The organism is Dactylosporangium sp. CA-152071, from assembly GCF_050936335.1.
In the GTDB taxonomy this organism is placed as follows: Bacteria; Actinomycetota; Actinomycetes; order Mycobacteriales; family Micromonosporaceae; genus Dactylosporangium; species Dactylosporangium maewongense.
Genome location: NZ_JBNJMZ010000001.1, coordinates 7,788,996 through 7,815,632 on the forward strand (window position 1 = coordinate 7,788,996; position 26,637 = coordinate 7,815,632).

25 protein-coding genes, 1 tRNA gene, 1 other RNA gene and 2 pseudogenes are annotated in these 26,637 nt (G+C 72.2%); 16 read left to right on the forward strand and 13 right to left on the reverse strand.

Annotated elements, in window-relative coordinates:
* Nucleotides 1-48 precede the first annotated feature (48 nt).
* Nucleotides 49-504, forward strand: coding sequence for a hypothetical protein (locus ACQEVZ_RS35095; RefSeq protein ID WP_433374508.1), 456 nt, complete (start codon nt 49-51; stop codon nt 502-504).
* A 35-nt stretch (nt 505-539) separates the two neighbouring features.
* Here the strand turns inward: ACQEVZ_RS35095 and ACQEVZ_RS35100 are convergent, their stop codons facing one another.
* Complete coding sequence (locus ACQEVZ_RS35100; RefSeq protein WP_433374511.1) at nt 540-1,313, reverse strand: aldo/keto reductase; 774 nt, start codon at nt 1,311-1,313, stop codon at nt 540-542.
* Between the two features lie 34 nt (nt 1,314-1,347).
* On the opposite strand from ACQEVZ_RS35100, the gene ACQEVZ_RS35105 reads away from it, so the two are divergent.
* Both ACQEVZ_RS35105 and ACQEVZ_RS35110 read left to right on the forward strand, forming a co-directional pair.
* The gene (locus ACQEVZ_RS35105) at nt 1,348-2,706 is read left to right on the forward strand and encodes a GH1 family beta-glucosidase (RefSeq protein ID WP_344506174.1); all 1,359 of its coding nucleotides are present in this window, start codon (nt 1,348-1,350) and stop codon (nt 2,704-2,706) included.
* A gap of 68 nt (nt 2,707-2,774) precedes the next feature.
* Entirely contained in the window at nt 2,775-3,170 is a 396-nt protein-coding gene (locus ACQEVZ_RS35110) for a hypothetical protein (RefSeq protein ID WP_433374515.1), read from the forward strand.
* Nucleotides 3,171-3,176: 6 nt separating this feature from the next.
* Here ACQEVZ_RS35110 and ACQEVZ_RS35115 read toward each other — a convergent pair whose 3' ends face one another.
* The 3 genes from ACQEVZ_RS35115 to ACQEVZ_RS35125 form a co-directional block, all read right to left on the reverse strand.
* Nucleotides 3,177-3,668 carry a hypothetical protein gene (locus tag ACQEVZ_RS35115; RefSeq protein WP_433374518.1) on the reverse strand — a complete coding sequence of 164 codons (492 nt, stop codon included), beginning with the start codon at nt 3,666-3,668 and terminating at the stop codon, nt 3,177-3,179.
* Between the two features lie 50 nt (nt 3,669-3,718).
* A tRNA-Val gene (locus ACQEVZ_RS35120) sits at nt 3,719-3,793 on the reverse strand.
* 87 nt (nt 3,794-3,880) lie between these two features.
* Nucleotides 3,881-4,345: a peroxiredoxin gene (locus ACQEVZ_RS35125; protein WP_433374521.1), complete on the reverse strand. Its 465-nt coding sequence runs from the start codon at nt 4,343-4,345 to the stop codon at nt 3,881-3,883.
* Nucleotides 4,346-4,392: 47 nt separating this feature from the next.
* On the opposite strand from ACQEVZ_RS35125, the gene ACQEVZ_RS35130 reads away from it, so the two are divergent.
* Nucleotides 4,393-7,173, forward strand: coding sequence for an Hsp70 family protein (locus tag ACQEVZ_RS35130; protein ID WP_433374524.1), 2,781 nt, complete (start codon nt 4,393-4,395; stop codon nt 7,171-7,173).
* A 646-nt stretch (nt 7,174-7,819) separates the two neighbouring features.
* Here the strand turns inward: ACQEVZ_RS35130 and ACQEVZ_RS35135 are convergent.
* From ACQEVZ_RS35135 to ACQEVZ_RS35165, 7 genes and pseudogenes are all read right to left on the reverse strand, one after another.
* Nucleotides 7,820-8,251: a DUF3052 domain-containing protein gene (locus ACQEVZ_RS35135; protein ID WP_033362448.1), complete on the reverse strand. Its 432-nt coding sequence runs from the start codon at nt 8,249-8,251 to the stop codon at nt 7,820-7,822.
* Between the two features lie 106 nt (nt 8,252-8,357).
* Nucleotides 8,358-9,428 (reverse strand): annotated as a pseudogene (locus ACQEVZ_RS35140) (alpha-ketoacid dehydrogenase subunit beta); the annotation flags it as partial.
* A gap of 468 nt (nt 9,429-9,896) precedes the next feature.
* Nucleotides 9,897-10,976: pseudogene (locus ACQEVZ_RS35145) on the reverse strand (thiamine pyrophosphate-dependent enzyme); the annotation flags it as partial.
* A gap of 54 nt (nt 10,977-11,030) precedes the next feature.
* Nucleotides 11,031-11,474 (reverse strand): NUDIX hydrolase, encoded by a 444-nt coding sequence (locus ACQEVZ_RS35150; protein WP_433374529.1) that lies wholly within the window; start codon nt 11,472-11,474, stop codon nt 11,031-11,033.
* Nucleotides 11,475-11,522: 48 nt separating this feature from the next.
* The gene (locus ACQEVZ_RS35155) at nt 11,523-11,936 is read right to left on the reverse strand and encodes a YjbQ family protein (RefSeq protein WP_344506181.1); all 414 of its coding nucleotides are present in this window, start codon (nt 11,934-11,936) and stop codon (nt 11,523-11,525) included.
* Nucleotides 11,937-11,949: 13 nt separating this feature from the next.
* Nucleotides 11,950-12,207 carry a hypothetical protein gene (locus ACQEVZ_RS35160; protein WP_354891377.1) on the reverse strand — a complete coding sequence of 86 codons (258 nt, stop codon included), beginning with the start codon at nt 12,205-12,207 and terminating at the stop codon, nt 11,950-11,952.
* A gap of 42 nt (nt 12,208-12,249) precedes the next feature.
* Nucleotides 12,250-12,777: a hypothetical protein gene (locus ACQEVZ_RS35165; RefSeq protein WP_433374533.1), complete on the reverse strand. Its 528-nt coding sequence runs from the start codon at nt 12,775-12,777 to the stop codon at nt 12,250-12,252.
* 251 nt (nt 12,778-13,028) lie between these two features.
* Here ACQEVZ_RS35165 and aceE point away from each other — a divergent pair, with 251 nt between their 5' ends.
* From aceE to ACQEVZ_RS35195, 6 genes are all read left to right on the forward strand, one after another.
* On the forward strand, nt 13,029-15,773 hold the full coding sequence (gene aceE / locus ACQEVZ_RS35170; protein ID WP_360573356.1) for a pyruvate dehydrogenase (acetyl-transferring), homodimeric type: 2,745 nt from the start codon (nt 13,029-13,031) through the stop codon (nt 15,771-15,773).
* Between the two features lie 76 nt (nt 15,774-15,849).
* Nucleotides 15,850-16,491 carry a transporter gene (locus ACQEVZ_RS35175; protein ID WP_354891382.1) on the forward strand — a complete coding sequence of 214 codons (642 nt, stop codon included), beginning with the start codon at nt 15,850-15,852 and terminating at the stop codon, nt 16,489-16,491.
* Complete coding sequence (locus ACQEVZ_RS35180) at nt 16,484-16,780, forward strand: transcriptional regulator (RefSeq protein ID WP_344506186.1); 297 nt, start codon at nt 16,484-16,486, stop codon at nt 16,778-16,780. The genes ACQEVZ_RS35175 and ACQEVZ_RS35180 overlap by 8 nt, the downstream gene beginning before the upstream one ends.
* 19 nt (nt 16,781-16,799) lie before the next feature.
* Nucleotides 16,800-17,681, forward strand: a complete 882-nt coding sequence (locus tag ACQEVZ_RS35185; protein WP_433374538.1) for an ATP-binding cassette domain-containing protein — start codon at nt 16,800-16,802, stop codon at nt 17,679-17,681.
* A 2-nt stretch (nt 17,682-17,683) separates the two neighbouring features.
* Entirely contained in the window at nt 17,684-18,421 is a 738-nt protein-coding gene (locus tag ACQEVZ_RS35190) for an ABC transporter permease (RefSeq protein WP_433374541.1), read from the forward strand.
* 293 nt (nt 18,422-18,714) lie between these two features.
* Nucleotides 18,715-19,125, forward strand: coding sequence for a hypothetical protein (locus tag ACQEVZ_RS35195; protein ID WP_433374544.1), 411 nt, complete (start codon nt 18,715-18,717; stop codon nt 19,123-19,125).
* 358 nt (nt 19,126-19,483) lie between these two features.
* On the opposite strand, the gene ACQEVZ_RS35200 is transcribed toward ACQEVZ_RS35195, so the two are convergent.
* Nucleotides 19,484-20,122 (reverse strand): bifunctional DNA primase/polymerase, encoded by a 639-nt coding sequence (locus ACQEVZ_RS35200; RefSeq protein WP_433374547.1) that lies wholly within the window; start codon nt 20,120-20,122, stop codon nt 19,484-19,486.
* 193 nt (nt 20,123-20,315) lie between these two features.
* On the opposite strand from ACQEVZ_RS35200, the gene ACQEVZ_RS35205 reads away from it, so the two are divergent.
* Genes ACQEVZ_RS35205 through ACQEVZ_RS35225 form a run of 5 tightly spaced genes read left to right on the forward strand, consistent with a single transcriptional unit; the run spans nt 20,316 to nt 25,023 of the window.
* Nucleotides 20,316-21,548: a helix-turn-helix domain-containing protein gene (locus ACQEVZ_RS35205; RefSeq protein WP_433374550.1), complete on the forward strand. Its 1,233-nt coding sequence runs from the start codon at nt 20,316-20,318 to the stop codon at nt 21,546-21,548.
* Nucleotides 21,549-21,572: 24 nt separating this feature from the next.
* A complete protein-coding gene (locus ACQEVZ_RS35210; RefSeq protein ID WP_344506192.1) occupies nt 21,573-22,115 on the forward strand; it encodes a flavoprotein in 543 nt (180 codons plus the stop codon).
* 9 nt (nt 22,116-22,124) lie between these two features.
* Entirely contained in the window at nt 22,125-22,916 is a 792-nt protein-coding gene (locus tag ACQEVZ_RS35215) for a Nif3-like dinuclear metal center hexameric protein (protein ID WP_433374554.1), read from the forward strand.
* Nucleotides 22,913-23,653, forward strand: coding sequence for a zinc ribbon domain-containing protein (locus ACQEVZ_RS35220; protein ID WP_344506194.1), 741 nt, complete (start codon nt 22,913-22,915; stop codon nt 23,651-23,653). Before ACQEVZ_RS35215 ends, ACQEVZ_RS35220 begins: the two co-directional genes overlap by 4 nt.
* Nucleotides 23,611-25,023, forward strand: a complete 1,413-nt coding sequence (locus tag ACQEVZ_RS35225) for a bifunctional RNase H/acid phosphatase (RefSeq protein WP_433374558.1) — start codon at nt 23,611-23,613, stop codon at nt 25,021-25,023. The genes ACQEVZ_RS35220 and ACQEVZ_RS35225 overlap by 43 nt, the downstream gene beginning before the upstream one ends.
* A gap of 132 nt (nt 25,024-25,155) precedes the next feature.
* Here ACQEVZ_RS35225 and ACQEVZ_RS35230 read toward each other — a convergent pair whose 3' ends face one another.
* Nucleotides 25,156-25,923: a sulfite exporter TauE/SafE family protein gene (locus ACQEVZ_RS35230; protein ID WP_354891401.1), complete on the reverse strand. Its 768-nt coding sequence runs from the start codon at nt 25,921-25,923 to the stop codon at nt 25,156-25,158.
* Nucleotides 25,924-25,953: 30 nt separating this feature from the next.
* Between ACQEVZ_RS35230 and rnpB the strand changes: the two genes are divergently transcribed.
* An RNA gene (gene rnpB, locus ACQEVZ_RS35235) (RNase P RNA component class A) lies at nt 25,954-26,324 on the forward strand.
* Nucleotides 26,325-26,637 lie beyond the last annotated feature (313 nt).

A 26,637-nucleotide genomic window follows, 5' to 3' on the forward strand; every position in this document is an offset into this window, starting at 1 on the left:
GACCGACGGCAGAGACACCTGAGGAAAATGGTGCGCGAAGATGTCGCCGTGAACAGTTGGGTGCCGTTCCGCAGGTCGGACACGGCGAGGGTGGTCGACCTCGTGCGCGCCGTCGCGGCCGCCGGCGACCCGGGCGAGCACGGCCAGGGCGTCGAGGTCGTCGTCGAGGCGCCGAGGACCCGATGGTGGCAGGCGCTGTTCAACCGCGACGACACCCTGGCACAGGCGAGGATCGTTGTGACCAGGGAGGGTGGCGAGGTGCGGCACCCCTTCGACATCCAGCTCGTCACGGCGCACGGCGCGGACGCCGCGCACCGTCTGGGCCGGCGGGCGGGGTGGGCCGTCAGCAACTCCGCCGGCCTGGCGTTCCTCATCCAGAAAGGGCCGGAGCCGGACTACGACGAGCTGGTGACCGGCGCGGTCGAGGCCCTGGCCAAGCTGCGCCGCCAGCCCCGCGACGGAGGCTGGCGGGCGCGCGTGGACCGGACTGTACGGAGAAACTGAGGAGAACTGAGGAGAACTGAGGAGAAACGGGTGGCCTAGAGCGAACCGACGGTCGCCAGCTCCTCGGCGGTCAAGGAGAAGGAGAGCACCGACAGGTTCTGCTCCATCCGGTCCCGGTGCGTCGACTTCGGGATGATGACGATGTCGTGGTGCAGCTGCCACCGGAGCACGACCTGCGGCACCGTCACCCCGTGCGCCTCGGCGATCGCGACCAGCCGCGGGTCGTCCAGCGGCGTGTTCTTCAGCGAGCTGTACCCCTCGACGACCACCCGCCGGTCGCGCATGTCGGCGAGGAAGCGCTCGTCGTGCTCGCCGGGGCTCCACGAGACCTGGTTGACGACCGGGGTCTCACCGGTCTCCTTGACGAGCTCGTCGATGAGGGCCGCGTCGTAGTTGCTGACCCCGATGGTGCGGGTCAGGCCGGCGTCGCGCAGCTGCTGGAACTCCGCCCACACCGGCACGGACCTGCCCCGCGACGGCGGCCAGTGGATGAGCCAGAGGTCGACGGCGTCGACGCCGAGCGCCTTGAGGCTCGCCTCGATCGTCTGCCGCTCGCGGCCCGCCTGCGACGGCGGGAGCTTCGTGGTGATGAAGACCTCGGAGCGGTCGACGCCGCTGTCGCGCAGCGCCCGGCCGATGTCCTCCTCGTTGCCGTACATGGTCGCGGTGTCGATGTGCCGGTAGCCGACGTCCAGCGCGGTGCGGGTCGACTCGTACGCGGACGCCCCGGTGATCTGCCAGGTGCCGAAGCCGATCGTGGGCAGCTGCACGCCCGGGGCGAGCTCGGCGGTTGGGATCTCGTGTGCCATGGCCCAATACTGCCGCAGCCGGTAGCGTGCGATCATGTCGGACTTTCCAAAGAACTTCCCCATGGGGTTCCAGTTCGGTGTGTCCACCGCCGCGTACCAGATCGAGGGCGCCGCGGAGGAGGACGGCCGCGGGCTGTCCATCTGGGACACGTTCAGCCGCACGCCCGGCACGACCCGCGGTGGCGCCACCGGCGACGTGGCCTGCGACCACTACCACCGGTGGGAGTCCGACCTCGACCTGATCCAGGAGCTGGGTGCGACCGCGTACCGGTTCTCGATCGCGTGGCCGCGCATCCAGCCGACCGGCGACGGCCCCGCCAACGCCGCCGGGATCGCGTTCTACGACCGGCTCGTGGACGGGATGCTCGCCCGCGGCATCGACCCGGTCGCGACCCTGTTCCACTGGGACCTGCCGCAGGCCCTGCAGGACCTCGGCGGGTGGGGCAACCGCGACACCGCGATGCGCTTCGGCGAATACGCGGAGCTCGTCGGCGAGGCCCTCGGCGACCGGGTGAAGTTGTGGGTGACGCTCAACGAGCCGTACATCCACCTCGTGCTCGGGCACGTCCTCGGCGTCCACGCGCCCGGCCAGCAGCTCGGCATGGACCTGCTGCCGGTCATCCACCACCAGCTCCTCGGCCACGGCCTGGCCGTGTCGGCGCTGCGCCGCGTCTCGTCCTCGCCGATCACCCTCGCCAACAACTACTCGCCGGTGTGGCCGAAGAGCGGGTCCGACGACGACCAGGCCGCCGCCATGTTCTACGACCTGGTGCAGAACCGGCTCTTCACCGACCCGGTCCTGCTCGGCGAGTACCCGCCGATCGTCGAGGCCCTCACCACCGCCGACATCGACTCGATCGTCATGGACGGCGACCTGCGGGTCATCTCCCAGCCGATCGACGCGCTGGGCGTCAACTACTACAACCCGAGCCTCATCAGCGCCCCGGTCGAGGGTGAGGACCTCCCGTTCAGCCGCCTCGACATCACCGGCTACCCCACCACCGACTTCGGGTGGCCCGTCGTGCCCTCCGCGCTGAAGGATCTCCTGGTGCAGTTGCGGCAGGTGTACGGCGATCGCCTCCCGCCGATCTGGATCACCGAGAGCGGCTGCTCGTACGCGCCGGTCGACGACCAGTTCCGCATCGACTACCACGCCGGGCACCTCGCCGCCGTCCGCGAGGCCGTCGAGGCGGGCGTCGACGTCCGCGGCTACTGCGCGTGGTCCCTGCTGGACAACTTCGAGTGGGCCGAGGGGTACGACCAGCGCTTCGGCCTCGTCCACGTCGACTTCGAGACGCAGGAGCGGACGCGGCGGGCGTCGTTCGCCTGGTTCCGGGAGGTTTGCACCTCAGCTGCACCCCGCCCGGACTTGCAGGGCGAACCGACCGGATGACATCGTCGATGCGGGGCAATCCGTAGCGTTGCGCAGGTCAGTTGTGCGCAGCGTTGGGAGTCGTCGTCGTGACCGAGCAATACGCCGGAGCCCTCCTCTACCTGGTCCCGGTCGTCGTGGCGGCGATCGTCGCGTTCGTGGTCACCAGGCCGGAGAAGGACGAGCCTGCCGCCACGGACGCGGTCCCGGCGGCGCCCCGCATCCCGGCGCAGCGGGTGTACACGCCCGCGCCGGCGGTTTCGACGTACACCGGCAGCAACCGGCGCATGCAGCCGATGCCGCAGCAGTCGCCGACGCTCCTGCACGCCGCGCTCTCCTCGCACCTGGCCGCCGTGTCCCGCACCGCGACCTCCACCTCCGCGCCGCACGCCGCTCCGTCGATCCGCCCGGCCCGGCTCGTCTCGATCCGCCGCCCGGCCCGCATCCCGCGGCGCCCGCTGCACCAGTGCCCGCACAAGCCGTAGGCCGCCCTACAGGTGCTGCATGCCGGTCTCGACGTCGATGTGGCTCTGCGGTGACAGCCGCAGTTGCGGCCGCTTGCGCGCGCCGACGGCCTTCTTCCGTCGCCCGACCGTCAGGTGGAAGTTGACGAGGTACGCCCCGTCCTCCCGCCGCAGCGTGCTCAGCCCGAAGTGCTCCCGCATCTCGCACAGCCGCGGACTGTGGCAGTCGACCCACAGGTGCAGCCCGTTCTCCCCGTGCACGACCGGCGCGACCCGGAACGCGACGGCCTCCCCGGCGAACGCCGTCCCCCAGTCGCGCGCGTTCCGGCACGGCGCCTCGCCCTTCATGACCGAGACGTGCGGCCGCGCCGCCGGCTTGAGCTCCACGCCTTCCCCGACCAGCGCCAGCAGCTCCGCGTGCGCCTCGTCCGGCACGCTCAGCAGGTACCAGCCGGGCTCGTAGACGACCGTGCCCACGAACCGCGGCCCGTCGAGGTAGTCCTCCAGCCGTGCGGACATCGCCGCGCCCTCTCAAGGCCTTCTCGACCGCGTTGATGCCAGGTGTGTGCTGGTGGGCACGGTTGGGTTCGAACCAACGACCCCCCGCTTGTAAGGCGGGTGCTCTTCCACTGAGCTACGCGCCCCGAACTGCTGTCACGGCGACGCGAACCCGGGTACCCCAGGATGCTACCTGCCGCGCCTCATCCGCCCCAGTCGGTATCAGGTCTGTATCAGCTCTGCAACGATGCGATCGCCGTGCGCCACCGGTCCTGGTCGCGGGCCTGACCTGGGCCATTGACCTCGGTGAACCTGATGACGCCGGTCGAATCGATGAGAAACGTGCCGCGGTTGGCGAAGCCGGCCTTGTCGTTGAAGACGCCGTACGCCTGGGCGACCGCGCCGTGCGGCCAGAAGTCCGACAGGAGAGGGAAGTCATATCCTTCACGGTCCGCCCACACCTTGTGGCTGTAGGGCGAGTCGACGCTCACCGTGAGCACCTGGACGGTGGGGGACTGGAAGTCGGCGATCCCGTCCCGGACGGAGGCGAGTTCGCCCTGGCAGGTGCCGGTGAAGGCCAGAGGGTAGAAGACCAGGAGCACCGCCTTCTGCCCGCGGAAATCCGACAGGCGGACCTCTTGATTGTTCTGGTCCTTGAGTGCGAAGTCCGGCGCTTCGGCACCGACGTCCAGGGTCATGGCACGAGCATGCCACTTTGTCGTACCGGGGGCCTACACTCGCCCGCATGACTGCCGGTCCACGTCTGGGCATCGACTTCGGGACCTCCCACACCGTTGCGCTGCTTGCGTGGCCGGATGGGCGGGTCCGCCCCCTGCTGTTCGACGGTTCGCCGTTGCTGCCGTCCTGCGTCTATGCGCAGCCAGACGGGCAGGTCCTGGTGGGCCGCGACGCGGTGCACGCCGCGCGGGTCGACCCCGCGCGCTTCGAGGCGAGCCCGAAGCGCCGCATCGACGACGGCACGGTGCTGCTCGGCGACCGCGAGTTCACGGTGCCGGCGCTGATCGGGGCGGTCCTGTCGCACGTCACGGCGGAGGCCAAGCGGGTCGCCGGCGGGCAGATCGGCGCGGTGACGATGACGCACCCGGCGGCGTGGGGCGTGTCGCGGCGGCTCGCGCTGGTGGAGGGCGCGACGATCGCGGGGCTGCCGCAGCCGGCGCTCATGCCCGAGCCGGTCGCCGCCGCGCACTACTTCGCGGGTGTCCTGCAGCGCCCGCTCACCGCTGAGCAGGGCCTGCTCGTGTACGACTTCGGCGGCGGCACCTTCGACGCGAGCGTCGTGACCCGGGCGGGCGACGGGTTCGACGTCCGCGCCGTCGACGGCATCGACGACCTGGGCGGCATCGATCTCGACGCGCTGATCGTGGACCACGCGAAGCGCAAGCTGGAGGACCCGCCGGTGTGGGCGCGGCTGGAGAGCCCGCAGACCACCGAGGACCGGCGGCACCGGCGGCTGCTGTGGGACGACGCCCGGGTGGCGAAGGAGATGCTGTCCCGGACCCCGTCGACCGGGCTGCACGTGCCGATCGCGGCCGCGGACGTCGAGATCACCCGCGAGGCGTTCGAGGACCTGGCCCGGCCGATGCTGGAGCAGACGGTCCGCACCACGGCGGCCGTCGTGCGCTGGGCGGGCCTGGACAACAGCAAGCTCGCCGGGCTGTTCCTCGTCGGCGGGTCCAGCCGCATCCCGCTCGTGGCGACGCTGCTGCAGAAGGAGCTCGGCGTCGCGCCGACGATCATCGAGCAGCCCGAGATGGTGGTCGCCGAGGGCAGCCTCCGCGCCTGGGTCAACGTGGGCGTGCAGCCCGGTATGGCGCCGCCGCAGTCCGGGCCACCGGCCGGGTCCGGCGGGCCTGTGCCCGGCGGGGGACCGGCGGGTCAGGCGCCCGGTGTCGCGGGTGCTGCCGCGGCGGGTGTCGCGGGTGTCGCGGGTGCTGCCGCGGCGGGTGTCGCGGGTGTCGCGGGTGCCGCAGTGGCCGGCGCGGCCGGCGCTTTTGGTGCGCCGGCGGCCGGCGCCCAGCAGACGGGACCGGCGGCGGCCCAGGCGGCGGCTGCTCAGGCGGCAGCGGCGCAGCAGGCGGCGGCTCAGCAAGCAGCCCAGCAGGCGGCGGCGCAGCAGGCGGCGGCGCAGTTGGGGAAGGGCGGGCAGGGCGCCGCCGGGTTCCAGCACGGGCAGGGCACGCCGCCCGGTGGGGTCTCGCCGGTCAGCGCGGTGCCGATGAGCGGTCCGCCGGTGAGTGGCCCGCCGATGAGCGCGCCGCCGATGAGCGGGCCTCCGATGAGCGCGCCTCCCGCTGCCAACGCGCCCGTCAGCGCGCCGCCGCCCGTCAGCGGCGGGCCCGGTGGATACCAGGGCGGATACCAGGCGGGTGGCTTCCAGGCCGGCGCGGCGCCGGTCAGCCCGGCGTTCGGCGACGCGGAGGCGACGCAGCGGCTCCGCCCGATGGCACCGCCACCCGTTCAGCAGGGGCACCGCGGCGGGCCGCAGGGGTATCAGCAGGGGCACGCTCCCGTGCCGCCGCCGCAGCCGCCGAGGGTCGCGCAGCCGCCGCAGCCGGTCCAGCGCGTCTACGACTCGCCGTCCGCGTCGCGGATGGAATACGCGCCGATGCCGCGGGAGGAGCCGCCGCCCCCGCCGGCGCGGCGCAACGTGGCGATCCCGCTGCTCGTCGGCATCCTGGTGCTGGCGCTCGCGCTCGCCGGTTACGTGGTGTACACCGAGGTCGGCGACAACAAGAAGGACGACGACGTCGCGCAGCAGCCCACGACCTCCGTGACGAGCGGCGGGTCCGTGGCGCCGACGGCGGCCGAGGGGCAGACGCTTCCCCCGTACTCGCAGCAGGACCGGCCGTCGTGGGTGCCCGGCAACTGGAAGCAGTTCCAGGACCGGGGCCTGCACGAGCTGTGGTATTCCCAAGACGAGTCCGAGGGCGGCAGGTGCGACGCGTCCAGCGACGACCTGCACGTCGTGTCGGACCCGCGCGGCCTGACCGGCTGCACGCTGAAGGACACGCTCAACGTCAACATGACCGACGCCGGCATCGAGGCGAAGGTGCACCGCGTGAGCGGCTGCGCGGGCATGTGGGCGAGGGCGGGCCAGGAGGCGTACACGGTGGGCGTCTGCGACGGCGTGATCCGCCTGTATGCCCTGGGCGACGCCGCCCCCAGCCAGAGCAACGAGCTGGCGTCCTGGCCGGTCAAGATGACCAGCGACCCGTACGTCGCCCTGGTCGTCATCGGCTCGGAGATCACCGTCTACGCCAACGGCGTCAAGCTCGGCTCGAAGGTCAACGAATCGATCAAGCGCGGCAAGGTCAACCTCGGCGCCTTCACCCCCAGCGGCGACGCCGCCGACGTCACGTTCTCCGACGTCCGCATCTACCAGCCCCAGTCCAACTCGGGCGGCGGCAACCCGTCCCCGTCCCCGACCCCCTCGAAGTCCTGGTCCAACTCCCCGTCCCCGACCCCGACCTGGAAGCCGACCCAGACCCGCTCCTCAGCCGCCTGACCCCACCGCCGACCTGCCGCACCCTTCGCCTCATGTGGCCGGGCGCCACGCTCACCGCGATGGTGGTTGCTGGACCCCGCACGACCACAAGCCGTGCGGGCTCCGGGCGACCGGTGCCACGCTCCGGATGCCGGACTCCGCGCCCTCTCGCGGATTGAAGGGCGGATCGCTGTCCGTCGGTCATGGTTCCCGGCGGTGGCGAGCGGTCGGCCTGAGGAGGGTGGCATTGCCGGGCAGCGCCAGCGTGGGTGCGAAGTCCGCGGCCCCCGGCTGGTGCGAGCCGACGCGGGGTGTGGGTGAAGCCGGGGGATGGGGCCGCGCGTGTCCACGATCGGGGGACAGGGGCGGACTTGTGCGCGATCGTGGTGGCGCGGGGCGGCCGGCCGGTGGGGTGGCGCAGTGATCGGATAGCGGATCTGGCTGCCCGGGCGACCCGATCCGCGAGACGATCATGGGGGTGGCGGCGAGGAAGGCCAGGGCGTGGCCACGGTCCAGCGGGGAACGGCACCTCGGCGGGTGGGCGAGGAGCGGATTGAGCGCAGGAGGGAACGGCCCGGGTGCCTGACGAAGGTGGCGAGGCCGGGCTGGGGGTCAGGGCTCGCCTTCAATGGCTCCTTGCGGAGGGGAAGGCGAGCGCACCGACAAGCTAGCGGCGGGACCTCGCGGCGCGCGGGGCGACCAGGCGCGCCGCGGTCCAGTCCTTGCCGGCGTTGACCGTCGAGGTCTGCTGCAACCCGGCGGTGGGGGCCGACTCGTTGATATCGCTCGGCTCGACGTGCCCCGGGCGGCCGGCCTTCGGGGTGAGGAGCCACACCACGCCGTTGTCCGCGAGCGGGCCCAGCGCGTCGATGAGCGTCTCGACCAGGTCACCGTCGTCGTCGCGCCACCACAGCAGCACGACGTCTACGACCTCGTCGGTCTCCTCGTCAACCAGGTCCCCGCACCGGTCGATCAGGACGTCGCGGAGATCCTGGTCGACGTCGTCGTCGTACCCCATCTCCATAACGACCATGCCCGGTTCGACGCCGAACCGGTCCGCCAGGCTCTTCACCTCGGCCTGACCCGCGGTCGCGTTCACTGTCCACTGCCTCCTGTCGCAACACCACTGTTAGCGCGTAGTCCACACAGTACGGGCCGTCAACGCAAGTGGCGCACCGATGCGATCGAAAAACTAAAGGTCCAAACTACCGGGCCAACAGCGATTTCGCTCCCTGGACGATCTGTTCCTCGGAGACGAGGACGTGGTTGGCGGCCGGGCCGAGCGGCACGAACGAGTCGACCGCGGCCACCCGGCGGGCCACGCCGACGTAGCCGGCGTCGACCAGGGCGGCGATGATGCCCTCGCCGACGCCGCCGGAGCGGCGGGTCTCGTCGACGACGAGGACGCGGCCGGTGTCGGAGGCGTGCTTGATGATGTCGCCGACGGGCAGGGGCGACAGCCAGCGCAGGTCGACGACCCGGCAGGCGACGCCCTCCTCGGACAGGCGGGCGGCGGCCCGCAGCGACATCCGGACGCCGTTGCCGAACGTGATGATGGTGAGGTCGTCGTTCGGGCCGCTGTGGTACGCGCGGGCCCGGCCGATCGGCACGTGGATGGCCGACCATTCGCTGGGCGGCGCGTACTCCGACAGCCACCAGTTGTCGCTGTCGCCGTGCAGGTCGCGGGTGTGGTACAGGGCGATCGGCTCCAGGAACACGCAGACGCTGCCGTCGACGACCGCGCTGGCGAGGCAGGTGCGCAGCATGGGGGCCGCGTCCTCGGCCCTGGCCGGCGCGGCGACCACGAGCCCCGGGATGTCGCGGAGCACCGCGAGGGCGTTGTCGTTGTGGAAGTGCCCGCCGAAGCCGAGCTGGTACGCGAGGCCGGCGACCCGGACGACCATCGGGTTGTGGTAGGCGCCCTGCGAGAAGAACTGCATGGTGGCGGCCTCGCCGCGCAGCTGGTCCTCGGCGTTGTGCAGGTAGGCCAGGTACTGGATCTCGGGCACGGGCAGCATCCCGGCCAGCCCGGCGCCGAGGCCGAGGCCGAGGATGGAGGTCTCGTCGAGGAGGGTGTCGAAGACGCGCGCGCTGCCGAAGCGGTCCCGTAGGCCCTTCGTCACCCCGTAGACGCCGCCCTTGGCCGCCACGTCCTCGCCGAAGACCACCATCTGCGGGTACGCGAGCATCGCGTCGGTCAGGGCGGCGTTGATCGTCTGGGCGAGGGTGAGCGGGCCGGCGCGCTCGGGGAGCTTCCCGTTGAAGGCGGCCGCGCGGGTCGGCGGATGCCCGTTGGCGCGGGTGTCGGCCGGCTCCGGCGACGCTTCCGATGTTTCCGGCACTTCCGAGAGTTCCGATGCGTCCGGCACCTCGGTCGCCGTGAAATCCGAAGGCGACGGCGAATCCGAGGACGACGGAGAATCCGACGGCGACGGCGACGGCGACGGCGACGGCGAATCCGAAGGCGACGGCGAATCCGAAGGCGACGGCGAATCCGAAGGCGACGGCGCCGCGGGCGCGTCGGTGTCGGGGGCGCGGTGGGAGTGCGGCGGCTCGTACGCCTCGGAGAACTCCAGGTCGTCGCCGATGTCGCTGCCCGCGTCGGGGTCCACGGCCTCGTCGACCAGGTCGGCGGCGGCGTCGGCGACGGCGCGGGACACGCGGACCGGCCGGCGCGGCGCGAGCGGCGCCGTCACCTCGGAGGCGCTGGCCTGCTTCGGCTCGCCGAGGACCTCCTCCGCGACCCGGCGCACGTCCCAGCCGAGCTCGTCGTAGCGGGCCATCAGCTCCGACGGGGTGGCGACGCCCGCCTCGACGATGAGCCGGGCGGTGTGCACGAGCGGGTCGCGGGCGAGGTCGGCGGCGATCTCGACGGGGGTGCGGTACGCCATCTCGGCGTCGGCGCCGGCGTGGCCCATCAGCCGGACGGTGGTGAGGTGCAGGATCGCGGGCCGGCGGAAGCGGCGCACCCAGGCGGCGGCCTCGGCGGCCCGGTCGTAGGTGGCCGCGCTGTCGCACCCGTCGGCGGTGTAGTACCGGAGCCCGGGGCGGCTGCTGAGGGCGGCGGCGACCCAGCCCTCGGGGGAGCGGACGCTGATGCCGAGGGAGTTGTCCTCGCAGACGAACAGCAGCGGCAGGCGCAGCCCGACGTGGTCGCACCAGCCGGCGGTGTTGAACGCGGCGGTCGCGGCGGCGTGGTTGATCGACGCGTCGCCGAAGGAGCAGACGACGACGGCGTCGCCGGGCCAGCCGTGGCCGTTGGTGCCGGCACCGGCGTCGGCGTGTGAACCGGTGCGCCGGCGGCCGCGGCCGAGCGCGTACGCGACGCCGATCGAGCGCGGCAGGTGCGAGGCGATCGTCGAGGTGGTGGGCACGACGTGCAGGTCGGGGTGGCCGAAGACCTTGTGCCGGCCGCCGGCGATCGGCTCCTTCGCCGAGGCGACGACCCCGCGCATGACGTCGCGGATGGGGTCGCTGCCGGGGACCTGGGCGGCGCGCATGCAGTAGAAGCCGCCGGAGCGGTAGTGCAGCAGGGCGGGGTCGGTCGGGCGAAGCGCCGCGGCGACCGCCGCGTTCCCCTCGTGGCCGGACGAGCCGATCGTGTAGTAACCGGCGTTGAAGCTGCGCAGCCAGCGGGCCGCGAGGTCGAGGTGCCGGCTGGTGCACTGGGCGTCGTACAACTCGCGGGCCTGCACACCGGTGAGCGCGGTGTCGTCACGCACCGGCTCGTCGAGGTCCCGGATGACCGTGGCGGCGACGAGCCCGGCGAGCTCCGCGCGGAACCGCTCGTCGAGGTCCTGAGGGGTGGTCACGCTCGACAGCATGGCCGACTTTGGTCTTCGTCTGCCAGTCCGACGCGTCGCCCGGTGTCGCGACGGTCACGGCCCGTTGCGCGTCGCCAGGGCTCTGTACTGCGAAGACTCCAGGAAGCCCGGCACCAGAAGTGCCGCGGTCACGCCGAGGTCGCGGGCGAGTGCCTCCTCAGGTGTGAGGAAGACCATTGCCTGCCCCTCGCCGAGCACGATGTCGTCCTGGGTGGCGTCGGTGGCCGCGTAGTACACGTGCATCTCCACCAGACCGTCGGCGGTCGTCACCGAGGGTCTTGTACCGGTGACGTAGTGCTCCAGGTCGGTGACGGTCAGTCCGGTCTCCTCCCGCACCTCGCGGCGGGCCGCCTCCTCCGGCGTCTCCCCGTCCTCGATCTTGCCGCCGGGCATCGCCCACTGGTTGGGCGAGACCTTCGCGTGGGCGTCACGGTGCTGCATCAGGACCCGCCCCTGCGGGTCGACGAGGAACACGACGGCGACGCGACGCTCGATCACGTCAGAATCCTCCCGCGCCGGGGCCGGGAACCCCGGCAGGAAACGCGCTCATCCGGTCAGGAAGCTGAAACGGACCTGGCGGGTGGCGTTGTCGCCGTTCGGGTCGACCAGGCAGATCGACTGCCAGGTGCCCAGCGCGATCCGGCCGCCGACGACCGGCAGCGTCGCGTACGGCGCGACGAACGCCGGCATGACGTGGTCGCGGCCGTGGCCGGGTGAGCCGTGCCGGTGCCGCCAGCGGTCGTCGGCCGGCAGGACGTCGTCGAGGGCGCGCAGCAGGTCGTCGTCGCTGCCCGCGCCGGTCTCGATGATCGCGACGCCGGCGGTCGCGTGCGGGACGAACACGTGCAGCAGCCCGTCGCCGTCCGGCGCGTGCCCGGCGACGAACCGCGACGCCTCGTCCGTGATGTCGCGCACCACCGGCCGGGAGCCGGTGCGCACGGTGATGACCTCGGAGTGCATGGACCCCAGTCTGTCAGTCGGACGAGGACGACGACGAGGAGCCCGAGTCGGAGGAGCCCGAGTCGGAGGAGCCTGAGTCGGACGAGGAACCGGAGGACCAGTCGAAGCCGGAGGAGCCGGTGTCGGAGGAGGTCGCGTCGGAGGAGGACCCGGAGCGGCGGCCGCCGCCGCGGGCGGCGCCGATGGCGGCCACCACGACCACCACGACCAGGAAGATCACGATGACGGCGATCATTTCGGACGGTGGGCCCGAGGGCGCGTTGTCAGGCACAGCCGCACGGTAGTCAACGCGCGCAACGGGAGGCCGGTGGCCTCAGTCGCTGGAGGAAGAGGACGACGACCCGGAGTCCGACGAGGACGAGGAGCCGGAGTCCGACGAGGACGAGGAGCCGGAGTCCGACGAGGACGAGGAGCCGGAGTCCGACGAGGACGAGGAGCCGGAGTCGCTGGACGACGACGAGCCCGAGTCGGAGGACGACCAGGACGACCCGGAGTCGTGCGAGTGGGAGTGCGAGTGGCCGTGGTCCATGCTGTGCCCCCAGCCATGGACGTGGCCGCCGTGAGAGTCATGGGAGCCGTGGGGGCCGTGGTGCCCGCCCGAGGGGCCGGAGCCGCCACCGTCGGGGGTCCAGTCGGGCCCGAGCGGGTCGGCGCCGAAGGGGGACGGGGACGACGGGCCGCCGCGCCGGAGCCCGCCGCCGGTCGTGTTGTTGAAGGCGGAGCTCACGGCGCCGCGCACCACCCGGCGCACGACGAACGTGATGACGACGACCACCGTGATGATCGAGGCGGTGACGCAGAGGACCGGGACCAGCAGCCACCAGGCGGAGTTGTCGGACACGGCCGGACCGTAGCCGATCCGGACCCGCGGTACGGTCGATCAGTCGCGGTTTTGTCACGCAGAAGTTACCCGCCGGTATCGTGTCGCGCGTCGCAGTTGACGCCCCGTAGACGTGACGGATTGCACTGAGGGCAGGCAGGATGGGACATGGGCTCACACATTGCCTCAACCCGAACACCCAGAGGCCATCCCGACCGGCCACCACCGTCCTACCTCGGGGGCGACCGGTCCTACACCTAGAAGGAACGCCTGTGTCCACCGAACGCAAGCGCCCAGTGATCAGCGACGGCCTGCCGAGTCAACTGCCGGACATCGACCCGGAGGAGACCACCGAGTGGGTCGAGTCGCTGGACGGAGTGATCGACGAGCGCGGCACGAAGCGCGCCCGGTACGTGATGCTGCGCCTGCTGGAGCGCGCGCGGGAGCGACAGGTCGGCGTGCCGCCGCTCACGACCACCGACTACATCAACACGATCGCGCCGGAGCGTGAGCCCTGGTTCCCCGGCGACGAGCACGTGGAGCGGCGCATCCGTGCCTACATCCGGTGGAACGCGGCGATGCTCGTGCAGCGCGCCCAGCGCCCCGATGTCGGCGTCGGCGGTCACATCTCGACCTTCGCCAGCGCCGCCAGCCTGTACGAGGTCGGCTTCAACCACTTCTTCCGGGGCAAGGACCACCCGGGCGGCGGCGACCAGATCTTCTTCCAGGGTCACGCCTCGCCGGGCATGTACGCGCGCGCGTTCATGGAGGGCCGCCTGAGCGAGCAGCAGCTCGACGGGTTCCGCCAGGAGCTGTCGCACGGCGGCATGGGCAAGGGCCTGCCCAGCTACCCGCACCCGCGGCTGATGCCCAACTTCTGGGAGTTCCCGACCGTCTCGATGGGCCTGGGCGGCATCAACGCGATCTACCAGGCGCGGTTCAACCGGTACCTGCACAACCGCGGCTTCAAGGACACCAGCCAGCAGCACGTATGGGCGTTCCTCGGCGACGGTGAGATGGACGAGCCGGAGTCGATCGGCGCGATCGGCGTCGCCGCCCGTGAGGAGCTGGACAACCTCACGTTCGTCATCAACTGCAACCTGCAGCGCCTCGACGGCCCGGTCCGCGGCAACGGCAAGGTCATGCAGGAGCTCGAGGCGTTCTTCCGCGGCGCCGGCTGGAACGTGATCAAGGTCGTCTGGGGCCGGGAGTGGGACCCGCTGCTGGCCGCCGACACCGACGGCGCGCTGGTCAACCTGATGAACGTCACCCCGGACGGCGACTACCAGACCTACAAGGCGGAGTCCGGCGCGTACGTGCGGGAGCACTTCTTCGGCCGTGACCCGCGCACGCGCAAGATGGTCGAGCACCTGTCCGACGACGAGATCTGGAACCTCAAGCGCGGCGGCCACGACTACCGCAAGCTGTATGCGGCGTACAAGGCGGCCACCGAGCACACCGGCCAGCCGACGGTCATCCTGGCCAAGACGATCAAGGGCTGGACGCTCGGCTCGCACTTCGAGGGCCGCAACGCGACCCACCAGATGAAGAAGCTGACGCTGCAGGACGTCAAGGACTTCCGCGACCGGCTGTACCTGGACATCCCGGACAGCGCGATCGGCGACAACCCGTACGCGGTGCCGTACTACCGGCCCGACGAGAAGTCCGACGAGATGCAGTACATGCGCGAGCGGCGCGCGCAGCTGGGCGGCCCGGTGCCGAACCGGCGCACCAAGCACGTGGACCTGAAGCTGCCGGAGTCGTCGGTGTACGGCGACATCAAGCGCGGCTCGGGCAAGCAGAAGGTCGCCACCACGATGGCGTTCGTCCGCATGCTCAAGGACCTGATGCGCGACAAGGGCATGGGGCGGCGCTGGGTGCCGGTCATCCCCGACGAGGCCCGCACCTTCGGCATGGACTCGCTCTTCCCGACCGCGAAGATCTACTCGCCGCACGGGCAGAACTACACGCCGGTCGACCGGGAGCTGTTCCTGAGCTACCGGGAGTCCACCAACGGGCAGATCCTGCACGAAGGCATCAACGAGGCCGGCTCGGTCGCGTCGTTCACGGCCGCGGCGACCAGCTACGCCACCCACGGCGAGCCGATCATCCCGGTCTACATCTTCTACTCGATGTTCGGCTTCCAGCGCACCGCCGACGGCATCTGGGCGGCCGCCGACCAGATGTCACGCGGCTTCCTGCTGGGCGCCACCGCGGGCCGCACCACGCTCAACGGTGAGGGCCTGCAGCACGAGGACGGTCACTCGCTGCTCATCGCGGCGACGAACCCGGCCGTGGTGGCCTACGACCCGGCGTTCGGCTACGAGATCGCGCACATCACCGAGAACGCGGTCAACCGGATGTACGGCGAGAAGCCCGAGGACCTCATCTACTACCTGACGGTCTACAACGAGCCGATCTTCCAGCCGGCCGAGCCCGCGGGCCTGGACGTGCAGGGCGTGCTCAAGGGCCTCTACAAGTACCTGCCCGCACCGGTGCAGGAGGGCCCGAAGGCGCAGATCCTCGCCTCCGGCACCGGCATGCAGTGGGCGCTGAAGGCGCAGAAGCTGCTCGCCGAGGAGTGGGGCGTGGCCGCCGACGTGTGGTCCGCGACGTCGTGGACCGAGCTGCGCCGCGACGCGATCCTCGCCGAGGAGCACAACCTGCTGCACCCGGCCGACGAGCCGCTGGTGCCGTACATCACCCAGGCGCTGCAGGGCGCCGAGGGCCCGGTCATCGCGGTCTCCGACTTCATGCGGGCCGTGCCGGACCTGATCGCCCGCTGGGTGCCCACCGACTACACGTCGCTCGGCACCGACGGCTTCGGCCTGTCCGACACCCGGCACGCGCTGCGCCGGCACTTCCACGTCGACGCCGAGTCGGTCGTGGTCGCCACGCTGCGCCAGCTCGCCCGCCGCGGCGAGGTGCCGGCGTCGGCCGCCGCGGACGCGGCGAAGAAGTACGCGATCGACGACGTCAACGCCGCCCCGGTGGGGGAGACCGGCGGCGACTCCTGATCGACGGGTAGCGAGGGCCGTCCGCATGGGCGGCCCTCTCTTCCGGCAAATAGGTTTGCGGCGTAAAGTAGTTTGCATGACCCCGGTCGATGACGACGCGCCGCCCGCCTCGCCGGCGGAGTCCCTCGCCCTCATCCAGCAGGAGCGCACGGCCGTCACCAGCACCATCACCCTCAACCCGCTCGTCTACTACCTGCCCTGGGGTCTCGCCTGGCTGGTGGGTCACGGGCTGCTGTTCCTGCGGTTCGGCCCCGGCGGCCGGGTCTTCGTCGACCTGCCCGAGTGGCTGCCGCTGGTCGTGCTGTTCGCGGCGATGGCGGCCGCGATGGTGAGCACCCTGGTCGCGTCCGTCCGGCGCGGGCGCGGCGTCGAGGGCCGCTCGTCGTGGCAGGGCACGGCCTATGGGATCGCCTGGTTCCTCGCGTTCGCCGGCGTCGGCTCCACCACCGGGCGCTTCGTCCGATACCTGCCCCAGGACGAGCAGGGCCTGCTGTGGGCCTGCGTCTCCGTCGGCACCGTCGCCGTCATGTACATGGCGGGCGCGGCCATCTGGCTGTCGCGCGACATGTTCGTCCTCGGCGCCTGGCTCACCGTCATCAACATCGCCGGCGTCGCCCTCGGCCCCGGCTGGCACTCGCTGCTGATCTCCGCCGGCGGTGGCGGCGGTCTGTGCCTGCTCGCGGTGGTCCTCTGGTGGCGGGGACGGCGGCGTGGCTGAGCTCGACCCCGTGATCCACGCCCAGGCGCGGCTGCGGATCATGGCCGCGCTGTCCGGGCTGCCCGCCGGCGACCGGATGACCTTCCCCCGCCTGCAGGAGCTGCTCGACATGACGGCCGGGAACCTGTCGGTGCACCTGACGAAGCTCGAGCAGGCCGGCTATGTCGACCTGGTCAAGTCCTTCCGCGGCCGCACCCCGACGACCTCGGCCGCCCTCAGCGACCGCGGCCGGGTCGCCTTCGACGACTACACGGCCGCCGTCCGCGCCCTCCTGGATCCCAACACCTAGACCCCACCAGGGAGTCCTCATGCTCCTCGCCCGCACCGTCGACGTCACCCGGCGCTACGGCACCGGCGCCAAGGCCCAGGTCGCGCTCGACGGCGTCAGCCTCGACATCCACGCCGGCGGCGTGGTCGGGCTGCTCGGCCCCAACGGCGCCGGCAAGTCGACACTCGTCAACCTGCTCGTCGGCCTGCGGCGCCCGACGAGCGGCACCGTCGAGCTCTTCGGCGGCGACCCCCGCGACCCGGCCGCCCGCCGCCGGATCGGGGTCACCCCGCAGGAGACCGGCCTGCCCGCGACGCTGCGGGTGCGCGAGTGCGTGGCGTTCGTCGCGGCCCACTTCGCCGACCCGGTCCCCACCGGCGAGCTCCTGGAAGGGTTCGGCCTGACGGAGGTCGCCGGGCGGCAGACGGGCGGCCTGTCCGGCGGCCAGAAGCGCCGCCTCGCCGTCGCGCTCGCCTTCGTCGGCCGCCCCGACCTGGTGTTCCTGGACGAGCCGACGACCGGCCTGGACGTGCAGGCGCGCCGCGACCTGTGGGACCACATCCGGGCGTACGGGCGCACCGGCACCGTCGTGCTGACCAGCCACTACCTGGAGGAGATCGAGGCCCTCGCCGACCGGGTCGTGGTCCTCGCCGGCGGCCGGGTCCTCGCCGACGACACCGTCACCGCCATCCGCGCCATGGTCGGCATCCACCGGGTCAGCCTCGACAGCGAGACGCTGCCCGAGCTGCCGGCGCTGCCCGGTGTCGTCGGCGTCGAGCAGGCCGACGGCCGCACCTCCCTGCTCACCGCCGACCCGGACCAGCTCGTGCGGGACCTCGTCACCACGGGCGTGCCGTTCCGCGGGCTGCAGGTCCGGCCCACCAGCCTCGAAGAGGCATTCCTGACCCTGACGGGACGCTGATCATGTCGCTCGCGCTCACGCATGCCCGGTTCCGCATCCTGGAGACCGCCCGCATCCCCGTCGCCGTCGTCGGCGGGGCGTTCTTCCCGGCCGCGTCGATGCTGTTCTTCGTCGTGCCGTTCGCCGGGGAGGACCCGGCCGGCGCCACCTACGCGACCGCCTCGATGGTCATGTTCGCGGTGATGACCAGCTCGCTGTTCACCTACGGCGTCGGCGTCGCCGAGGACCGCGCCCAGCCGTGGGACCCCTACAGCCGCACCCTGCCGGCCGGGCCCGCCGTCGCCTTCACCGGGCGGGTCCTGTCCGGGCTCACGTTCATGTTCCTGTCGCTGATCCCGGTCGTCGTCATCGGCGCGGCACTGACCGCCGCCACCGCCTCCCCGGTGCAATTGCTGCTCGCCCTCGGCGCGGTCGTGCTCGGCGCCCTGCCGTTCACGTTCATGGGCCTGGCGATCGGCTATTCCCTGCCGACCAAGGCCGCCCTCGCCGTCGCGCAGATCATCTTCTTCCCGCTCGCGTTCGGCGGCGGGCTGCTGTCGGCGCCCGGCGACGCGCCCGGGTTCGTCGAGACGATCGCGCCGTTCCTGCCGACCCGCGGCGCCGCCGAGCTGCTCTGGGCCGCGGTCGGCGACTTCACGGTGTCGGCCACCGCGATGGTGTCCCTGGCCGCCTGGACGGTCGCGGCGGCAGGACTCGCGGCCTGGGCGCACCGCCGCGACGAGGGAGCCCGCTTCAGCTGATCCGCGCTCCGGCGCCCTCCGGTCGGCGGCAAAATGCCGATTGGGGGGCGCCGATGTTTGTCGCAAAAGCACCCACCCGATCTTTCCTGGTCATTACCCTGGAGTGGGGGGCGGTGGCAACCACTGGCGGCGGAAATCAACGAACCGTTCGACCGGACGCGCCGTTTCTCCGATCACACATGAATCCTTTCTTCGGGGAATATGAAATGTATCTTTGGTACCGCGACCAGGCGGTGCGCGTCCCGTTGTCCTCGACAAGGACACGGGCGAGGGGGACGAGGGTGACGGGGGCGGTGACGGCCGTGGCGCAGCCGGACGCGGTCGGCCTCGTCGTGGCGTACCTGCGCGCACAACACCATCTGTCCGACGCGACCCTGGTGACCTCGCGACCGGCCAGTCCGACGAGTGATCCACCGGTCCTGCTCGTGGAAGCGGTGGGGGAGCCGGTCCGCTCCCGCCTGCCGTGGGCACGTCAGGTCCGCTGGCGGATCGGGCTCCAGGTGTGGGCCGCAGCCGACCGGGCGGAGGCGGTCGTCTACGGTGCGTTGACCGCGTTGCTCGCGGCGCGCGGCGTCAGGCTGCCCGAGGGCGGCCGGATCGTCCGGGTCGACCCCGCCGCCCAGCCGGTGGAGGTGCCCGACCGGAATGCGGGCGCCGACGTCCGCCGGGTGGTGGCCACCGTGGATGTCCTGGTGAGTTACTGATCAATTGAGTAGATCAACACTCAGGGTTGAGTAGGTATTCACGCAACCCTTGAGTAGCCCAGTCGGAGGACAAGGGTCGACGTAGGGCTACACCGACGCTACGTTGGGCAGCGGCATGAATTCTGCACGTGAATTTTTTCCGAAGCCTAGCGCGCTCGTCGACCCCCGCCGCTCGGGCGACGTCCCGTGCCCGAGCGGCGGAGGCCTCCCGCCCCCGGGCGCCGACGACCGTCGCGGCACTGGTCGCGGGCGTTCGGCCATCGACGGCGCTGGTTGCTCGTGCCTGAGCGTCGGCCCGGTCGCGGACAACGGCAACGGCCGGTCCCCCCGAGAGGACCGGCCGTCTGCTGTGGTGGGGTCAGGCGGCGGTGCGCCAGATGCCCCGGTGTCCCGCGCCCGCCATGGGTCCGGCCCCGATCGCGTCGAGCATGAGGGCCTGCACGGCGTAGGGCTCCGCCGGCCGCCAGCCGTGCGACTCCGGGGACAGCTCCCAGCGCACCCGCCCGCCGAACTGCGGGCTCGGCGCCGCCGGCACCCACGACCCCTGCCCGTGCAGCACCACGCCGGGCTGCTGGGCCAGCTCCGGCAGCAGCCCGTGCCCGGGCAGCACCAGGAACGACCAGCGGTCCCCCTGACCCTTCTGCCGGGCCACCATGACCGGCCCGCGCGCCGCGACGAAGCCGTCGCCGAGCAGCGCGGCCCGGCCCAGCGCGCCGGGGACCTCCAGGACGTCGAAGGCGTACCCGGTCGGGAACAGGACGCTGTAGGGGTGTACGCGCCACCACTCGGCGACGGCCGCCGGCGACCGGCTCGGCGTGTTCGCGGTGGGGTGGCACGCCACGGTGCGGCAGCCGGGCTGGCCGCAGTCGAAGCGGCGCTCCCTGGCGTGCCGGCCCGCGTGCTGGCCGACCAGGAAGGCGCCGGGCAGCACGTGCCAGCCGTGTTCGGCGTACCGGACGGCCGCTTTGCGGAGTTTGGCGCGTTCCCAGGACCGCATGTGCTCCTCCTAGCAGCGGAGATCACTCGAAAGTGCGCACAGAACCACGTCGCGTCACCGGACGACGTGTGCGTCGTTGGCAATGGCAACGGGGTCTGCAACTTGCACTTCAGAACGTATGAGCACGAACGCCGGACGAACCGCACAAAAGGTGCGATTTCGGCCGAGCGGGTGACCTCCGGAGGTGAGCGGCGTGGATGAGCTGCCGATCGGGCGGCGCGTGGCCTACTGGCGGAACCGGCGCAAGATGTCCCAGCAGGTCTTCGCGGACCGGCTCGGGAAGTCGAAGAGCTGGGTCGACAAGGTCGAGCGCGGCGTGCGACGCCTGGACAAGTTCTCGGTGGTCTACGAGATCGCCGACGTGCTCCAGCTCGACGTGCAGATCCTGCTGGGCAAGGACCCCGAGCGGCGCCCCGACAGCGTCAACTGCGTCGACCAGGTCGAGGTCGAGGAGATCCGCGCCGCCCTGGAGCGCTACGACCAGATCAGCGCCTTCTTCTACGCGCCGCCCGAGCCGCCGCCCCTCGCCGAGATGCGCAAGGCCGTCACCCACGCGTGGCTGAGCTACCAGCACGCGAAGTACGGCATGCTCGCCCGCACCCTGCCCCGCCTGCTGCGGGAGTCCCAGGCCGCCGACACCGCCTACGCCGACGGCGGGCAGGGCCGCGAGGCCGCCCACCTGCTCGGGCAGGTCTACCAGATCGCCTCGTCGGCGCTGCGCAAGCTCGGCGAGCACGAGCTGGCCTGGCTCGCCGCCGACAGGTCGATCGCGGTGTCGCAGCGCGCCGGCGACCAGCTCCTGGCCGGCTCCGCCACCACCAGGGTCGCCCTCGCGCTGCTCGCCCTCGGCCGGTCCCGCCCGGCGCTCGAGATCAACGTCAACATCGCCAACCGGCTCGCCCCCGGCTCCGACGGCAACGACTGCGCGCCGGAGCGCCTGTCGGTCTACGGGACGCTGCTGCTGCAGGGCGCGATGGCCGCCGCCCGCATCGGCGACGGCGCCACCGTCCGGGACCTGCTCGGCGGGGCGGAGGAGGCGGCCCGGGGGCTCGACGGCGACCACAACTACTACTGGTCCTGCTTCGGGCCGACGAACGTGCAGCTGCACCGCGCCGCCGCCGCCGTCGAGCTCGGCGAGGGCCGCCACGCGATCGAGGTGCACGAGTCGCTGGACCTGGAGGCGTTCCACGCGCTGCTGCCGGAGCGCCGCGCGCACCACTACCTCGACCAGGCCCGCGCCCACGCCCTCCTCGGCGACATCGAGCAGGCCAGCGAGATGCTCCTGGAGGGCGACCGGCTCGCCCCCTCGGAGATCCGCTGCCGGCCGCTGGCCCGGGAGGTGCTCAGCGACGTCCTGCGGCGCACCCGAGGCACCCCCTCGGCACCCGTCGCTGAACTCGCCGAGCACATGAGCGTGGGGGTGTAGGGCACGGGGTAGCACAATGCCCGCATGGCCGGTCATGTCCTCTACGCCGTGATGTGCGGATCGCCTGTCACGCAGCACGCCAGCAGGCTGGTGTCGCTCGCCCAGGCGAAAGGCTGGGAGGTCTGCGTGGTCGCCACGCCGGACGCCCTCAAGTGGCTCGACATCCCGAGCCTCATCGCCCAGACCGGGCACCCCGTCCGGCACCGGTACAAGTACCCCGGAGACCCCGACATCCTCCCGCAGGCCGAAGCCATGATCGTCGCCCCGGCCACCGTCAACACGATCAACAAGTGGGCCGCGGGCATCGCCGACACCCTGGCCCTCGGTCTCGTCGTCGAGGGCCTCGGCATGGGCCTGCCGATCGTCGCGGTGCCCTTCACCAACGCCGCCATGGCCCGGCACCCCGCGTTCGGCGAGTCGATCGAGAAGCTGCGGGCCTGGGGCGTCACCGTCCTCTACGGCCCCGACGTCCTGCCCCTCCACCCGCCCGGCACGGGCGAGCGGATCACGGACCGCTTTCCCTGGCATCTGCCCGTCGAGGCGCTCGGCCCGCCGCGGGTGGAGTAACGTCGCGCCGTGCTAGTCGCCGAACTCGTCGAACTCATCGAGCAGCGCTACCCGACCTCGTGGGCCGAAAGCTGGGACCGGGTCGGTCTCACCCTCGGTGAGCCGTCCGCGGAGGTCACCAAGGTCTTCCTCGCCGTGGACTGCGACCCCCGCACGGTCGAGGAGGCGGTCTCCGCCGGCGCGGACCTGATGTTCACCCACCACCCGCTGCTGCTGCGCGGCGTGTCCAGCGTCGCGCCCACCACGTACAAGGGCGCGATCGTCCACCGGATGATCAAGGCGGGCATCGCCCTGTACACCGCGCACACCAACGGCGACGTCGCCGCCCCCGGCGTGTCCGACGCGCTCGCCGCACGGCTCGGCCTCGCCGGCCTCCGGCCGCTGGTCCCGACCGCCGAAGACCGCGGCCACGGGCGCGTCGGCGAGCTGCCATCTGCGATGGCACTGTCGGACCTGGCCGCGCTCGTGTCGTCGGCAGTGGGTGATGTACGGGTGGCAGGGGTCCCCACGGACACGGTCCGGACGGTTGCCGTGTCCGGGGGTGCGGGCGACGCGTTCCTGGCCGACGCGGCGCGGGCCGGCGTTGACGCATACTTGACTGCGGATCTGCGCCACCACCCGGCGCACGAGCACCTGGCCAACGGCGGCCCCGCACTGCTGGACGTCTCGCACTGGGCGTCGGAGCGGCCGTGGCTCGACGACGTGGCGGCGTTCCTGCGGCAGGAAGCCGGCCTGCAGACCATCGTGTCCGATGTGGACACCTCACCGTGGACGTTCACCTTGGAGGACCGCAACCAGTGAAGGCCGACCCAGAGGCTCAGCGTCGCCTGCTCGACCTGCAGGCGATCGACATCGCGCTCACCCAGCTCGCGCACAAGCGCAAGTCGCTGCCCGAGCACGCGGAGCTCGACCGGCTGGCCCGCGAGCTGTCCACGATGGAGGACCAGCGCGTCCGCGCCCAGGTCGCCGTCGACGACCTCGACCGCGACATCAGCCGCCTCGAGCGCGACGCCGAGCAGGTCCGTGCCCGCAAGGACAAGGACCAGGCGCGTCTCGACGCCGGCACCGGCCCCGCCCGCGAGCTGGAGGCCCTGCAGCACGAGATCGCCACGCTCAAGCGGCGCCAGGGCGAGCTGGAGGACGCCGAGCTGGAGCTGATGGAGCAGCGGGAGACCGCGCAGGCAGCCCTCGACGAGGTCGCCGGCCGGCTCACCGAGACCCGCTCCGTGCGGGCCGCCGCCGAGCAGCGCCGCGACGAGGCCCTGGCCGGGATCGCCAAGGACGAGGAGTTCCGCCGCTCCGGCCGCAAGCCCCTCGCCGCGGACCTCCCCGCCGACCTCATCACCCTGTACGACAAGATCCGCGAGTCCAGCGGCGGCATCGGCGCCGCCATGCTCCGCCACGGCCGCTGCGAAGGCTGCCGCCTGGAGCTCGCCGGCGGCGACAAGGCCCGGGTCAAGGCCGCCGCCGCCGACGAGGTCGTCCGCTGCGAAGAATGCCGGCGCATCCTCGTCCGGACCGCGGAGTCCGGCCTGTGAAGGTCACGATCGAGGCCGACGGCGGGTCCAGGGGCAACCCCGGCCCCGCCGGCTACGGCGCGGTCGTTCGCTCCACCACCGGCGAGGTCCTCGCCGAACGCCTCGGCCGGCTCGGCGTCACCACCAACAACGTCGCCGAGTACACCGGCCTCATCGAGGGCCTCCGCGCCGCCACCGAGCTCGGCGCCGACGAGGTCGAGGTCCGCATGGACTCGAAGCTGGTCGTCGAGCAGATGTCGGGCCGCTGGCAGATCAAGCACCCCGGGCTGGTCCCCCTGGCAGCGGAGGCGGGGGACCTGGCCCGCTCGTTCCGCTCGGTCCGCTACTCGTGGATCCCCCGCGAGCGGAACAAGCACGCCGACCGCCTGGCGAACGCCGCCATGGACGGCGCCTCCACCCCACCCGCCACTCCTGGCTCTCCCGCCTCTTCTGGTTCGGCCGCCGCTGCTGGTTCGGCCGCCGCTGCTGGTTCCGCCGCTGCTTCTGGTTCCGCTGTTGCGGATGCCGCTCCGGTCGCGGGCCCCGACTCACCGGGCCGCGCGGCCGCCCGCGCCGTCGCCGCCGCCGCGAACTCGTCTTCGTCTCGGGGCCTGTCTTCTTCTGAAGGCTCGTCTTCGGGCGCGGGATCGGCCGGTCCTGCCCGCTCGTCCGGTTCCACGGACGCCACAGCACAGGCATTGGTCAATACGTCGGGCGTCGATGCCGCGCCCGCCGAGCCCGTGGCCCGGTCCTGGGCGCCGCCGTCGACCGGGTCGCCGTTGCGGATGCTGCTCGTCAGGCACGGCGAGACGGCGTACACCGCCGAGAAACGCTACTCGGGGCGCAGTGACATCCCGCTGTCCGACCGCGGTCGCGACCAGGCCGGTCGTGCCGCCGTCCGGATCCGGGACCTCGCCCCCGACCTCGCCGCCGTGGTCAGCTCGCCGCTGCGGCGGTGCCTGGAGACCGCGGCCGCCGTGCGTGGCCTCGTCGGCGACGTCGAGATCGTCACCGACCAGGACCTCGTCGAGTGCGACTTCGGCGAGTGGGACGGGCTGACGTTCGCCGAGGTGCGGGCCGCGTACCCGGCCGAGCTCGACCGCTGGCTCGCCTCGCCCCTGGTCGCGCCGCCCGGCGGGGAGTCGCTGCAGCAGGTCACCATCCGGGTGCGGCGGGCGGTACGGCGGCTCCAGCAGCAGTACGCGGGACAGCGGATCGCCGTCGTCAGCCACGTGACCCCGATCAAGTCGATGCTGCGCGACGCCCTCGCCGCCGGCGACGCGTTCATGTACCGCCTGTACCTCGACCCCGCCGGCCTCTCGATCGTCGACTCATGGCCTGACGGCGGGGTCGCCGTGCGTACCGTCAACGACACAGCACACCTGAGCTGATGCCAGGCCCGCGCAACCGCCTCATAACGGGCGCCGCGGCGGCTCTGGTGCTGGCCGCCGGCGCGTCACCGGCGCGGAGGTCGGGTCAGCACCCGGTACAGCAGGCCGCTCGCGCGTTGCCGGCGCGGAAGGTCAGGTCAGCGCCCGGTACAGCAGGATCAGGCCGACGCCGGTGCCGAACGCCACGATCAGCCACTTCAGCACCGCGGACGGGAGCCGCCGGGCGAGGCGGGCGCCCACGTAGCCGCCGAGCATCGCGGTCGGCGCCACCACCAGCACGTCCACCCACTCGACCGGCCCGAACAGCGCGAACACGCAGACCGTCACCAGGCCGGCGATCGCGGACACGACGTTCTTCAGCGCGCTGATCCTCGCCATCGACTGGTCGAGCACCAGACCCAGCGCCGCGACCAGCATGACGCCGAGCGCGGCACCGAAGTAGCCGCCGTACAGCGAACCGGCGAACACCATCGCGTGCAGGCTCAGCGTCCTGCGCGCCGGCGACATGTCCCGCGGGTTGCCGACCAGCTTGCGCAGCCGGTCCTGGAACGCCAGGGTGGTGGCCGCCGCCAGTACCAGGAACGGCACCACCAGGTCGAACGCCCTCGCCGGCGTGATCAGCAGCAGCACACACCCGAGCGCCGCGGCCACCACCGACGTCGGCACGATGCCCGCCACCGTCCGCCGCGGCAGCTCGCTGAGGTCCATCCGGCTGCCGTACACCGAGGCGACGTACCCCGGGAACACCGACACCGAGTTGGTCACGTTCGCCGCCACCGGGCTCAACCCCGTCGCGATCAGCGCCGGAAACGTGATCAGCGACCCGCCACCGGCGATCGCGTTGACCGTGCCGGCGGCCAGCCCGGCCCCGGACAGGAGCGCGATGTCTGCAAGGTTCATGGTGCCGCCTACCATAGTCATCACGACGGACGAGTCGACCGGGCGGCCGCGTCGGCACCTTCACCGGTGCCGCCGAGGAACGTCCGGGCTCCACAGGGCAGGGTGGTTGTTAACGGCAACCCGGGGCGACCCGCGGGACAGTGCCACAGAGAACAGACCGCCCGGCCCCTCGGGGCCGGGTAAGGGTGAAACGGTGGGGTAAGAGCCCACCAGCGCCCCGGGTGACCGGGGCGGCTAGGTAAACCCCACCCGGAGCAAGGTCAGACGCAGGCGTTCGAGGGCGGCCCGCCCGAGCCTGCGGGTAGACCGCTGGAGCCTGCCGGCAACGGCAGGCCGAGATGGATGGCCGCCCCCGCCCCTCCGGGCGAGGACAGAACCCGGCGTACAGGTCGACTCGTCCGTCGCTGCGACACCCCCCACCGCTCCGCGGCGGGGCCCCGGCGGGGGTTCCCACCCGCACCCCCATGCGCCGCCGCGGCGGCGCACTGCCGGCGCGCTGAGCGCGCGGCAGGACCTACGCGTCCCGCGCGCCATCGCCGCCGGCCCGTCCGGTCGCGTCCGTTGCTCCACTCCGCGTCCGGTCTCATCGTCGGCGTGGCCGCCGCCGCGGCGGCGGTTGTGCCGGAGGGGGCCTTCAGCTGACGGCTCGGATGGCGGCCACAGCGATGAGGACGACGCCGACCACGACCTCCACGCCCAGGCCGGGGTTCGAAG